This window comes from Roseivirga sp. BDSF3-8 (assembly GCF_041449215.1).
Classification (GTDB): domain Bacteria; phylum Bacteroidota; class Bacteroidia; order Cytophagales; family Cyclobacteriaceae; genus JBGNFV01.
Window position 1 is genome coordinate 1,115,920 of sequence record NZ_JBGNFV010000001.1, and the last position, 11,764, is coordinate 1,127,683.

Below are 11,764 nucleotides of genomic sequence, written 5' to 3' on the forward strand. Positions count from 1 at the left end.
TTGCAACCATGCAGGCTGTAGCAGATGCCACCACTATCACAGTAACTACCAACAGCCTGCTAGTTTTAGTCCAATCCTTTCTGGACGAGCAGGACCAATTGCATTGCGCCCTCGAACTAAGTGGAATGGTTTGATTCTACTAACTATCTTCACCACCCAAAAACCCAACCAGCATGAGCCGGTTGCTGTTGTCTATTGGACTGACCTTTTCATTCGGAAGGAGTATAAGGTTACATTAACAATTTGGCTGGATCGTGACATTTAACAACATTGACTTGAGATACTACCTGATCATACTGATAATTATGTTGACTGCCTGTGCCTTTTCGGCTAACAAGCCGCCGATGGATAGTACGGTAAAACTAACAGTCGTAAAATACGATAATCAGAACCCCGGATTTGAGTTTAAGACCGATACACTCATCAACTCGAAACTTTTTGACCTGGCCAAAACAAAGGTTGACCTTTATTTCAGCCACATAAACTTCCGGATACCCTATTACATCCCGACTAATAGCAATTATAAGGATAGCATTAAAGACAAAGAGTGCAACTGGTTAACCTATCCCGCCAATGTGAAATGCTATGAATACCATAAGAAAGGTAGAGTTATCAAAATGAAGGTCGAAGGTAGTGGTACGATGAGTTCTTATAGCTATTCTTATGATAAAAACGACAGGGTAATTAAGATGACCAATAACGGCTCTAGCAATTACAAAATGAAATATGATACTAACGGTAATCTAATCAAATTGATAGTTGATGGGGACCTACAAAAGCACCTATTATTCTACTATGAATAAAAATTATATGGTAGCGTCACCCTCGTGCCTGGCCCGGCGCTTCTGATTATAAGCTTCTTAGCCTTATATGAATATTAGCTCCATCACATGGTGAGGGCAACCACCTACCCAAAGAAACACCCGTGCCTGTCTTTATCCACCATATCGATGAATTGCTCCAGGGTGTCTGCTGTAGCTGGGTCGTAGGGGTACCACTTCAGGTTTCCCCTCATCCAGTAGACCTTCCAGTTGTCTTTACTTTTCACATAAGTCGTTTTGGCTACATCCATATGCATGATCTTTGATTTATCATCCCATTGGGGTCTTACTTCAAAAATGTACACATTCTGTCCCTCTATTCTGTAATCAAGGTCAAGCTGATCTCTTATTTCTTCAGCAGGGCGTTTCCTCGCCATGAAGTTTTCCAGGGCTTCTATAACATCAGTAGTGAAAATAGCATCCAGTTTACCTGCCATACTTATCTCATTGTTTCCCAAGCAATATATAAAAGTTCTTACTACTTGCCATGGTTCATGTCATTAGTGTATGCACGGGCACATACCTGCGCCAAGGAGTGATATGAGATGATGAGATGGTCAGGGTTTTCTTTGTTGGCATCCTGATCATCATTTCATTATTACCAACGCTGGCATTCACTTTATAGACTGGCGGCAATAGCTTAATACTTAACATATAGCTCATGTAAAAGGAACAACCTTTTCAGCAGGTTTTATGAAGCTTGCCTAAGCGAATACGATATTCATCCTTTGAATACTATTTTTTTCCACTAAATTTGATCTAAACCAAACTAATAAGCATGAAAAAGCCCATCTTCCTTTTGCTAATGGCATTCACTATCCTATCATCCTACCAGGTAAAACAATTCGAAACATCTCCAAAAAAATACACGAATGAACTGATAGGCTGGACGGTAAAGATTCCGCCGGGCTGGGAAATAACTTCCCTGAAGGAGCAAAAACGGGTGGAAAAAATAGGCATTGACCTCCTGGAAGATTTTGTAGAGCTTGATCCTGAAAAACTTTCTCATATTCTGGCCTTTCATAAAGGCCGCAATAATGCTTTTGACGCTAACCTTGAAATAATTGACTCTATGAACCAGGTAAATTATGCAGAGAGAATGCATAATTTCAAATACATAATGATGGAGGCTTATAAGCGTGGGGGTATACCTGTAGACACTACATCTTATACCGTACAGATAGATAAGATTCCTTTCCACGTCTTTATAGCGACAACAGTTACCCCTTCGGGCGTACCACTTACGCAGGAGATGTACCACGGATGCATTAACAACTATGAACTGGGGGTAATGCTGGCGTACTCGGAAGAAAAAGAAAAGAAGGCGCTCAGGAAAGCATTGCTCAAAAGTAAATTTGCAAAATAGGCTTGCTTGCTTCCTTTATGCATCTGAACAGAAACATAAAAAAGAGGAGAAAACCTCTCCCCTTTTGAATATCAACTCATTAGTGTATCAAACAACTTGTGATGAGGCAGGTGCCCACCCATTGGCGCAAGCCCCCCTTGGCGTAAGCATCGCGCTTGTGCCTGGCGCGGCATGCAATGCACTCCCTAGAGTTCAACATAGCAGACCGTAGCGGATAACCCTACTTTCAGAGATAACCGCCACTAGTCTGCAAGTTTTAGTCCAATCCTTTCTGGACAAGCCCCCTCTGGCGCAAGCGTCGCGCTTGTGTCTGGCGCGGCATGCAATGCGCTCCCTAGAGCGCAACTTTGCAAAATGTAGTGGGTACCCCAACCATTAGTAAGTAAATACCAACAGTCTGCTAGTTTTAGTCCAATCCTTTCTGGACGAGCAGGACCAATTGCATTGCGCCCTTGAACTAAGTGGAATTGTTTGATTCTACTAACTATCTTCACCACCCAAACACCCAACCAGCATGAGCCGGAAGTATACATTCGGAGATAGCAGCAGCCAGTATTTCATTAGGGTTGCTGGTGTCTATTGGACTGACCTTTTCATTCGGAATGAGTATAAGGTTACATTAACAATTTGGCTGGATCGTGACATTTAACAACATTGACTTGAGATACTACCTGATCATACTGATAATTATGTTGACTGCCTGTGCCTTTTCGGCTAACAAGCCGACGATGGATAGTACGGTAAAACTAACAGTCGTAAAATACGATAATCAGAACCCCGGATTTGAGTTTAAGACCGATACACTCATCAACTCGAAACTTTTTGACCTGGCCAAAACAAAGGTTGACCTATATTTCAGCCACATAAACTTCCGGATACCCTATTACATCCCGACTAATAGCAATTATAAGGATAGCATTAAAGACAAAGAGTGCAACTGGTTAACCTATCCCGCCAATGTAAAATGCTATGAATACGATAAGAAAGGTAGAGTTATCAAAATGAAGGTCGAAGGTAGTGGTACGATGAGTTCTTATAGCTATTCTTATGATAAAAAAGACAGGGTAATTAAGATGACTAATAACGGCTCGAGCAATTACAAAATGATATATGATACTAACGGTAATCTAATCAAATTGATAATTGATGGGGACCTACAAAAGCACCTATTATTCTACTATGAATAAAAATAATATGGTAGCCTCACCCTTGTGCCTGGCCCGGCGCTTCGGATTATAATCTTCTTAGCCCTATATGAATATTAGCTCCCTCACATGGTGAGGCAACCACCTACCCAAAGAAACACCCGTGCCTGTCTTTATCCACCATATCGATGAATTGCTCCAGGGTGTCTGCTGTAGCTGGGTCGTAGGGATACCACTTCAGGTTTCCCCTCATCCAGTAGACCTTCCAGTTGTCTTTACTTTTCACATAAGTAGTTTTGGCTACATCCATATGCATGATCTTTGATTTATCATCCCATTGGGGTCTTACTTCAAAAATGTACACATTCTGTCCCTCTATTCTGTAATCAAGGTCAAGCTGATCTCTTATTTCTTCAGCAGGGCGTTTCCTCGCCATGAAGTTTTCCAGGGCTTCTATAACATCCGTCGTGAAAATAGCATCCAGTTTACCTGCCATACTTATATCATTTTTCCCAAGCAATATAAAAAAGTTCTTGCTACCCGCCCTGTTTCATAGCCTTCGCTATCTTTTCCTTATGCTCTTTCATATAGTAATCAACGATGCTTTTTATTTCCTCATCAGATAAACATGCATCATAGTATTTTTTAACAAATTCATTTTCACCATCTGTGACACTGTATTTTATATCATCGAATTCTATATGCAGATAAGCATCAAACCATCCATTTTCCAGCCCCTGCTTCGCAAAATGCCTGAAGGAATACTCTATCTTTACGCGATTAGTGTGATTTTCTAGTCGGTTATTTAGGAATGATAATACATCATCGATATCACTCGTACCTATGCCCTCAACAAAAATTGACGCCCCTTTATCCACATAAAAGTCATCAAATACACGCTGCCGGCTAATAAAGCTCTCAATTAGCTTTATCAGACACTTCTCAAACAAGTCCTCCAGCACTTGTTTACTCTTTGTCAGCTTGACGTCTTTACCCTCCCCCTCAAACATGTGTTTCAATAGGGCTATCTCCTTATCTATATCATCCGGCTCCTCGATGCTCTCTCCTTTTGCACCACGGATCATCAGATCAAGAGAGTGAACCAGGTTTTGAGCGATGTACGCTATGAAAGGCTCAATCATTCCGGCATCCGCCTGCCTGAGGGCCGCAAAGTAGTTTTCCTTATCCTCCGTTTTGATGATTACCGGTGGGTAGCCGTATTTCATCAGAATGAAATTCATCACTATCCTGGCCACACGCCCGTTGCCATCGTCGAAGGGGTGTATCCTGATAAATTTATAGTGAAACTCTGCCGCTAGCAGTATGGCATTTACCCCCTCCTCATTTTCATCTTCTTCCCTGTACCAATTGATCAGGTCATGCATTTCAGCCGGGGTTTCCTCCGGAGAAGCAAAATAAAATATCTCTCCGGTTTTGGTTTTCACATGATTAGGTGAGCTCTTATACTCTCCCACCTTCACTCTTTTCTTAGTAGGCTGGCCTTCCGGCGTTATGGCGTCTGTTTCATACGACTCCTTCAGCAGCAGTTTGTGAAGTTCCCTGATAAAATTTTCGGTAAGCGGCCGGCCCTCTTTTACCACATCCATCACCCAATTTATAGCCTCATTGTGGCCCGTTATCTCAAAGTGGTCTTTAAGCGGTTTTCCCTGCGCCGTTATATGATGCAATAAGAGAGCTTTAGTCTCCCCATAGGTGAGGCTATTGCCCTCCAGGTTATTTGAGTGGTAGTTCCAGTCCATACGGAACTTCTGCATAATGCGCATCTCCGCTGCACTGTCCAGCGGACGCAAAGCATTCAATTCTCCTTTTAGTACCTGGGCCTCTCTAATATAACTCATGTGCTTACTGTAAGCCGCCAATATATTATTTCCCTAGCATAACTGAAAACAACGCGATAAGGGCATCCCGCCTTCCCCCTACCTCATCTCCTCCACCTCGCGTATCAGGTTTAGCGAGTCCCTTATCTGCGTGCCGTTACCCTGCAGCAGCTTCTGCATCCATTTTTTATCCGCATTTTCCGGGATCAGTTTGCGGTGAGCATAGAGCGCAAGAGGCAGCATGATCACCACACTTATCAGTACCTGCGTCACCAGCCACATTTTATCCCCATACATAATGATATCTATACCAAACCACAGGTCGAAGAACAGCACCACACATGCCAGGTGCAACGGCGCCAGCCACACCCCCAGGCGCAGGTAGCCGATCATAGTCGTGCGGATGTTAAGTAGCTGACGCTGCAAGGCAGCCAGCGACTGGCCGTAGTCGATAGTCAGCAGGTGGTACAGCTCATGTACCAAGGCAGCACATACCCCCACCGTCCACACAGAAAGCACACCACCCGCTATAGCTATGTATGTGCTTTGCCAGTTATTAGCTGTATACTTCATAAGCGCTATAGCCGTCACAGTTGCAAAGACCAGCGTCACCACTTTTACCAGTACCAGGCTATTCACCTTACGCGCCACCTTATCCAGATTCATCTTCCTGAGCAGGGCAAAGTTTATCGTAAACTGACCCTCAAGTTTCCTCTCATGTGTCCTCCATAGCTGTAGTATATCATCTCCGTTCGTCATGGCTGTATCTTGTTAAAATAAGTTTTCAATTGTTTCTTTAAGCGGCTGATCCTCGTGCCCACATTAGATACCGATATGTCCAGGATCTCCGCTATCTCCCCGTGCGATTTCTCATCCAGGTACAGCAGCATAAGGCTCTTATCCAGCTTGCGTAACTGCTGCACAAACACCCTCAGCATCAGCACCCTCTCGTCCGTTTCAGCAGGTTCCTCAGCACCCACATGCACCCACTGGTCCTCCCCTCCCGTCACCCGGTGCCGTGTACGTACCTCATGCTTCCGGTAGTGCGTGATGGCCACATTGAGCGCGATACGATACATCCACGTAGTTAGTTTGTAGGTAGAGTCATACCTCCCGTAGCCCTTCCACAACTGCAGGATGATCTCCTGCACCAGGTCCTCCCTCTCCACTCCATCATAGCAATAAGCATGTGCCACCTTATAAATCAGCCCCCTGTGCTCTTCTATCACCTGCACAAAGCGTTGTTGCGTATTATCTGTAGACCTAGTGCTCATCTGTATCGGCTTCTCTCAGTGTCAGCGGGTACCCTTTGATACATTATTCGTATAGCCTCCCGAAAAATCACACATCCCATCATTTTTTTTTCAGGCAAAATATTCTCCCCATCCCATCCCTTGTAGTGTAGCCGGCAACTATAAAAGTAAATAAGATATAATCCATTGCCCCTTAGCCTGTTGCTCATAGCATTACCCCATAATCGACCATAGGTATGATAATATGCCCGAAAGCCCGTTAGAATATAAATGATCAGAAGAAGGCGACATACCCGTATAAGAAAAACACCCGCCCAAAAGCCCGGACTAGTCACTGCCAACATCATACTACTTTCCCTCCTTGTGGCAGGGTTTAGTAAGGTTCATAATGACCAGGTAATCTCCAGGTATCGTGCAGACTTTGGGTTTTACGGGCAATCCATCTCCCTTATGGATGATTTTACCTTTGCACATCATTACGCCGGTTGCAGCCAGGCTTACGGTACCGTAAGGGGCAGCTATAGAGTAAGTAATGACACACTGTACATGTCGGCCGATAAAAAGGCAGAAGCACCATTTACTGATAGGTACCTCATCCGTAATGACAGCCTCATTGGCCTTAGCCAAGGCATTAACTACGAATATTGTTTAACAGCCGGAAGCGCCCCTCCACTTAAAAAAAGCCCCCAATAAGTGTCTAAACACCAAAACCCCTCCCCAACCGCAAATATCTATCGTGAAATGACTATATTGGTCAGTACGTAAATTTTTAATCGTTATGAAAAAAGAAAAATTAAACCTGAAAGAGCTTAACGTGTCAAGCTTTACCACCTCTCATGAAATAAAAGGCGGAGCCATCTCCACCCTATGTCCAACCAGTGATCACAGATGTACCGCCTCTGAAGAGATGACCGTATGTGTAAATGAACACACCATCTGTGTGGTAAGCTAAGCATAGATATCACCATACAGAAAAGCCGGGGCATCCCGGCTTTTTTTATACGCGTAAGGCAATAAAACCTTAAATAATAAGCTAAACTACCTTCCCCGGATAGAATAAAAACCGCTCTCAAGAGCGTTGTCGTAGAAGCATCAACTGAAACTAAAAAAAAGGAGATCAAAGGCCGAGGCACCGTCACAAACTTTTCTGCCCCCGCTATTCTGTACGTGATCAATAAAGACCGTCAATCCCCCTTATTCCCAAGAAAGAGTTCAGAGGCCATATACTCCCACTCATTCACGACCATGCAGCACTAGCCACCACAGTAAAGTCCGGAAAACTCAAATACCACGATCTTGAAACAATCGTAAAGAAGTATAATTCAGCCAAACCCTAAAGCAGGCAACGTACTCCATACAGAGGCTTAACAGCCTCACCAAATAATAGACTAACAGGGACCGCCGGACTGGCGCCCCCTTTCTTTTACTCCGTATCCAAACAGCCTGTTTGAAGTAATGCTTACCCACCCCGGCAAGTCCCTCTTCTATCACCCATACCCTTCAAATCAAAAAGCAGCAGCCTACCTGAAACTAATCTAAAAAATTGTACTTTTGCATCACTCCCTCAACAACACCCCCACCACTGGGAGACTTATCCACATAGAACTGCTTCGTCTCTGCTACGCTACTGCTTCGCAACTACTTCGCTATGCCTGTACCATGCCTATAGGAATCCTATATCCTGGCCTTGCTACTCCAATCAGGCACCCTAAAACCAGATTTTTGTACTATTCAAATAACCCCGGACACTACCCCCTTCAGAAAAGCCATCACTACATACCACCACCTTAAGGCCCTTCTCCAGCGCCCCAACCCTGTTACTTCTTCAAACCCAAAACATTTATTACATGCCGCTAACATCCGCATGCCACCAGGCTATTAAGGGCAAATAAACCACAACGGAATATGGAAACCATCATACAACCCCAGGCACACGTGCAGGTAGTAGAGGACCTTAAAAGCATCCTTAACCAGGACCCCGACCTGCAGAACAGACTTATTGCATCCCTTCAAAAAGCCAGAGACCAGGCCCGGGCCAACCTTAATAAAGACCTCTACCACGCCATCGACAATACCTTTGAAGAAAACGGGTGGCCCGTTACCATAGAAGCCTACTACGACTACATCGAGAAATACGTAAGGCTTATCCCCAACGAAAGTAATGACCCCAACTACCCCCATGCCTGGAAAAGCAATGACCAAAGAAACGGCTATAACCAGAAGGTATATGACCTCCTATGCCAGTTTTACTATCTCATTGACCAGCAAGACGACCAGGGTCAGACCATGCAGAGCAATGAAGACTTTGCAGAATGGCTCGTAGAGTTTGCCCGGGCCTGGGGCTCCTTCCTCGATACAGAAGAGTCCCTTACCACAGAGTCACTGCAGTCCTTTAAGCGAGACAGAATGTACAACTTCCATCTCTACTCCGATAGCCAGCCCGGCTGGAAGACGTTCAATAACTTCTTCTATCGAGAGTTTAACGGATCAGCCCCGGAAACCGGCATTACCCCCCTCAGGCCCATTGCCGACCCTGATAACAATACCACCATCGTATCACCTGCCGACTGCACCTATAAAATGCAGTATAACATAGACGACAGCGGCAACGTCGTGCATACCGACGGCCGCAACGCCAGGATAACCCTGAAGCACACCCATACCATCGGCACCGTAAAGGAACTGCTGGACCAAAGCGAATACGCAGACGATTTTAACGGCGGCACATTTGTACATTACTTCCTCAGCCCATTCGATTACCACCGCTTCCACACCCCCGTCAGTGGCAAGGTACTCGACATTAAGCCTGTAGTAGGAAAGGTTTATCTCAACGTCAACATCAGCGGTGATCAGTTCGACGCCCCCGACGGAGGCGAAAACGGCTATGAATTTGTGCAGGCCCGCGGCATGGTCATCATAGATGCCGGAGGTCAGGTAGGCAAAGTAGCCATACTCCCCATAGGCATGTGCCAGGTATCAGGCGTCGATATGTATACAAACCTGAAAGGGCAAAACGTCCTCAAAGGGCAGGAATTTGGCAAGTTCAGGTTCGGAGGCTCAGACATCATCATGCTCTTCCAGAAAAACCCCGGTCTTTTCCTCTTTAAAAAAGACCCCGGCCACACCCCCATCCACTTCCAGTACGGCCAGGCAGCCGCCTACTGGAATCTGCAGAACGAGCAATAAGATCGTTTTGGCGACGATCCATGCAAAAGCGGCTGGCCATACAGGTCCGTCGCTTTTCTTTTATCAAATGTAATTAAATACATAGCACCTCATCGAATTACACTTGATATTCAGTATATTATAAACCCAACTATCTCCCGAAAGACTATGACTCATGAGAGTAAACTATCGCAAAAAGCTATATCAGGCATCTCCGTAAAACATGCCCTGGCGGGCGGATTATTAGGCTTAATACTTATAACTCTTTTTTTCTTTGGAGATGGCCCTCCCTTTGAGTTCGGCTTTCGTGTATACTTCCCCACCATTACCACTACCCTCGGCGGAGTAGCAGGCGGCCTTTTCTATAGCCTCCTGGGCTACCTGAGATCCAGAAGAGGCTGGATAGGAGCCCTGGCCATATTCATAAGCCTCGTAGCCTTCATAGTCATTCTATGGGTTAGCGCCGTAGCAGGCTTCGCGGTCACCGGCGACTGGGATTGACAGGAAGCAATCCTCCCCTCCTCAGAGCATAGCCGTCAAGCTAAGAGTAGAATTACACTGAAATTATTACTCTCTTGCCACTTACTGCAGGTACCACCGGAATGCCGGACCACCGGAATGCCGGACCACCGGAATGCCGGACCAGCTCCGGAATGAACCTTTTCCATTCCAAAGAAAATTTCTGTGCCTGCTCATCGAATGCCACTCCAGTCCCAAGTAGAGGACTAACTTTTTATGTGTTGATTTATAGCCTGTTACATCCTTAGCTTGACAGATATGCTCGTCAGGGAGTACTAATTAAATACACCATTTACCCCCCCCTTTTTAATTACATAGGGGCACCATGTAATCCCACCATGTTACGTAGAGCCGCTAATCATGCCCGGCCCGGTAATAACGGCATATCACAATATTTAAAGAAAGGAACACCGCCACAGCCTGAACCAAGAGACAACAGAGCCTCATATAATAAAAGACCGCCCCTCAGAGCGGTCTTTAGCATTCAAATGATTAACAAACCCAGGTTTGCCGCGGGCAGTCGATCGTATCTATTGGACAATTTATAGTACCGCAGTCATACATCGCCGAAGGACAGGCATCCACCCACGAGTTATTACACCCGTCAGCCGTAAGGATCGGACAATTAAAAGTATTACACCCCACATACGTCACCAGTATAGTACCTCCTTTTGTCTTCTTTTCCTCAGTCACAAAACTGCTCACTTTGAGATCGCTTAGTTTGATCTTACTCTTTTTCATTCTTAAAAAATAGTTTAGTTATTCCTTACTCTATCAGGGCTTTTCAGGAATTTTCGCCCGACCGGTCACTTATCGATTAATGAAAGTAGCAAAAGTAACCCTCTGTCAGGCAATTGCTTACACGTAAACCATACTGCCTGTCATCATAAACACCTGTCCTGCTCGTAGTATTTTTTATATTTTCAGTGGATGAAAAAAAGACTACTTCCGGTATAGAGTGGAAGTCAAAACTAGTCGACCTGCTCATTGTGATTCTGGGCATTACCATCGCTTTTCAGCTTAATAACTGGAACGAAAGCAGAAACAACCGCCACACCCTCCACACCTATCTGAAAAGTTTCAGGTTGGAAAATAAGGACAATATCAGTCAACTGCAGGTGGCCATCAGGCATGCACAGCAGACCAAAACCCTGATAGACTCTCTCAAAAACAGCCTTTTGGCAGCAAAATATCATGGCCCCCACATAGAGCGGCAGGCAGTAGCTATGATGAGCCTCTCCTCTTTCAAACCCTCCCTCACTACCATGGAAAACATCACCGCCACCGGTGACTTTAAGCTCATCCCCGACAATGAACTGAGGCGCAGTATCATCGCCACCTATAACGACTACAAAGCCACCAGTCAAATGGAAGGACTCCTGTATGATTTTGTAGAATCATACCTCATCCCCTACTTCTTCAATAAAATGCGGTTTACATCACCCAACTCCATGGACAGAGCCACCCTGCAGGACCCTCGTTTCGAGAACCTCGTATTTGGTTACGATATACTCCTGCAGCAGCAGATAAATGGCTACCAAAGCAGCCTCAGGAAAGCCACTGATCTGGCAGAAAAATTAGAAAAGGAAAGATAGGAAACGCCCCGTAAGATATGCCTCTCCCAAACCAGGTAAAAGAACACAACCACCCCCGAAAG

At 45.1% G+C, this 11,764-nt stretch carries 14 protein-coding genes; 8 read left to right on the forward strand and 6 right to left on the reverse strand.

Features of this window, described 5'->3' with window-relative positions:
- Window positions 1-275 precede the first annotated feature (275 nt).
- Entirely contained in the window at window positions 276-803 is a 528-nt protein-coding gene (locus AB9P05_RS04455; RefSeq protein ID WP_371907607.1) for a hypothetical protein, read from the forward strand.
- Window positions 804-907: 104 nt separating this feature from the next.
- On the opposite strand, the gene AB9P05_RS04460 is transcribed toward AB9P05_RS04455, so the two are convergent.
- Window positions 908-1,258 carry a DUF3024 domain-containing protein gene (locus AB9P05_RS04460; protein WP_371907608.1) on the reverse strand — a complete coding sequence of 117 codons (351 nt, stop codon included), beginning with the start codon at window positions 1,256-1,258 and terminating at the stop codon, window positions 908-910.
- A 341-nt stretch (window positions 1,259-1,599) separates the two neighbouring features.
- Between AB9P05_RS04460 and AB9P05_RS04465 the strand changes: the two genes are divergently transcribed.
- Window positions 1,600-2,187: a hypothetical protein gene (locus AB9P05_RS04465; RefSeq protein WP_371907609.1), complete on the forward strand. Its 588-nt coding sequence runs from the start codon at window positions 1,600-1,602 to the stop codon at window positions 2,185-2,187.
- A 659-nt stretch (window positions 2,188-2,846) separates the two neighbouring features.
- Complete coding sequence (locus tag AB9P05_RS04470; RefSeq protein WP_371907610.1) at window positions 2,847-3,374, forward strand: hypothetical protein; 528 nt, start codon at window positions 2,847-2,849, stop codon at window positions 3,372-3,374.
- 103 nt (window positions 3,375-3,477) lie between these two features.
- Here the strand turns inward: AB9P05_RS04470 and AB9P05_RS04475 are convergent, their stop codons facing one another.
- The 4 genes from AB9P05_RS04475 to AB9P05_RS04490 form a co-directional block, all read right to left on the reverse strand.
- Window positions 3,478-3,828, reverse strand: coding sequence for a DUF3024 domain-containing protein (locus AB9P05_RS04475; RefSeq protein ID WP_371907608.1), 351 nt, complete (start codon window positions 3,826-3,828; stop codon window positions 3,478-3,480).
- Between the two features lie 40 nt (window positions 3,829-3,868).
- The gene (locus tag AB9P05_RS04480) at window positions 3,869-5,191 is read right to left on the reverse strand and encodes a Fic family protein (protein ID WP_371907611.1); all 1,323 of its coding nucleotides are present in this window, start codon (window positions 5,189-5,191) and stop codon (window positions 3,869-3,871) included.
- 78 nt (window positions 5,192-5,269) lie between these two features.
- Window positions 5,270-5,929, reverse strand: a complete 660-nt coding sequence (locus tag AB9P05_RS04485) for a hypothetical protein (protein WP_371907612.1) — start codon at window positions 5,927-5,929, stop codon at window positions 5,270-5,272.
- A complete protein-coding gene (locus AB9P05_RS04490; RefSeq protein ID WP_371907613.1) occupies window positions 5,926-6,444 on the reverse strand; it encodes an RNA polymerase sigma factor in 519 nt (172 codons plus the stop codon). Before AB9P05_RS04490 ends, AB9P05_RS04485 begins: the two co-directional genes overlap by 4 nt.
- A gap of 249 nt (window positions 6,445-6,693) precedes the next feature.
- Here AB9P05_RS04490 and AB9P05_RS04495 point away from each other — a divergent pair, with 249 nt between their 5' ends.
- From AB9P05_RS04495 to AB9P05_RS04510, 4 genes are all read left to right on the forward strand, one after another.
- Window positions 6,694-7,116, forward strand: coding sequence for a hypothetical protein (locus AB9P05_RS04495; RefSeq protein ID WP_371907614.1), 423 nt, complete (start codon window positions 6,694-6,696; stop codon window positions 7,114-7,116).
- Window positions 7,117-7,201: 85 nt separating this feature from the next.
- A complete protein-coding gene (locus AB9P05_RS04500) occupies window positions 7,202-7,375 on the forward strand; it encodes a pinensin family lanthipeptide (RefSeq protein ID WP_371907615.1) in 174 nt (57 codons plus the stop codon).
- Window positions 7,376-8,328: 953 nt separating this feature from the next.
- Window positions 8,329-9,609 (forward strand): phosphatidylserine decarboxylase, encoded by a 1,281-nt coding sequence (locus AB9P05_RS04505; RefSeq protein WP_371907616.1) that lies wholly within the window; start codon window positions 8,329-8,331, stop codon window positions 9,607-9,609.
- A 147-nt stretch (window positions 9,610-9,756) separates the two neighbouring features.
- The gene (locus tag AB9P05_RS04510) at window positions 9,757-10,089 is read left to right on the forward strand and encodes a hypothetical protein (RefSeq protein WP_371907617.1); all 333 of its coding nucleotides are present in this window, start codon (window positions 9,757-9,759) and stop codon (window positions 10,087-10,089) included.
- A 510-nt stretch (window positions 10,090-10,599) separates the two neighbouring features.
- Here AB9P05_RS04510 and AB9P05_RS04515 read toward each other — a convergent pair.
- The gene (locus tag AB9P05_RS04515) at window positions 10,600-10,848 is read right to left on the reverse strand and encodes a pinensin family lanthipeptide (protein ID WP_371907618.1); all 249 of its coding nucleotides are present in this window, start codon (window positions 10,846-10,848) and stop codon (window positions 10,600-10,602) included.
- A gap of 185 nt (window positions 10,849-11,033) precedes the next feature.
- Here AB9P05_RS04515 and AB9P05_RS04520 point away from each other — a divergent pair, with 185 nt between their 5' ends.
- Window positions 11,034-11,702, forward strand: a complete 669-nt coding sequence (locus tag AB9P05_RS04520; protein ID WP_371907619.1) for a DUF6090 family protein — start codon at window positions 11,034-11,036, stop codon at window positions 11,700-11,702.
- Window positions 11,703-11,764 lie beyond the last annotated feature (62 nt).

Bases quoted from the DNA above. Each gene is read 5' to 3' on its own strand.
- AB9P05_RS04460 (WP_371907608.1), bottom strand. From the start codon at position 1,258: ATGGCAGGTAAACTGGATGCTATTTTCACTACTGATGTTATAGAAGCC.
- AB9P05_RS04465 (WP_371907609.1), top strand. From the start codon at position 1,600: ATGAAAAAGCCCATCTTCCTTTTGCTAATGGCATTCACTATCCTATCA.
- AB9P05_RS04475 (WP_371907608.1), bottom strand. From the start codon at position 3,828: ATGGCAGGTAAACTGGATGCTATTTTCACGACGGATGTTATAGAAGCC.
- AB9P05_RS04480 (WP_371907611.1), bottom strand. From the start codon at position 5,191: ATGAGTTATATTAGAGAGGCCCAGGTACTAAAAGGAGAATTGAATGCT.
- AB9P05_RS04485 (WP_371907612.1), bottom strand. From the start codon at position 5,929: ATGACGAACGGAGATGATATACTACAGCTATGGAGGACACATGAGAGG.
- AB9P05_RS04490 (WP_371907613.1), bottom strand. From the start codon at position 6,444: ATGAGCACTAGGTCTACAGATAATACGCAACAACGCTTTGTGCAGGTG.
- AB9P05_RS04495 (WP_371907614.1), top strand. From the start codon at position 6,694: ATGATCAGAAGAAGGCGACATACCCGTATAAGAAAAACACCCGCCCAA.
- AB9P05_RS04500 (WP_371907615.1), top strand. From the start codon at position 7,202: ATGAAAAAAGAAAAATTAAACCTGAAAGAGCTTAACGTGTCAAGCTTT.
- AB9P05_RS04505 (WP_371907616.1), top strand. From the start codon at position 8,329: ATGGAAACCATCATACAACCCCAGGCACACGTGCAGGTAGTAGAGGAC.
- AB9P05_RS04510 (WP_371907617.1), top strand. From the start codon at position 9,757: ATGACTCATGAGAGTAAACTATCGCAAAAAGCTATATCAGGCATCTCC.
- AB9P05_RS04515 (WP_371907618.1), bottom strand. From the start codon at position 10,848: ATGAAAAAGAGTAAGATCAAACTAAGCGATCTCAAAGTGAGCAGTTTT.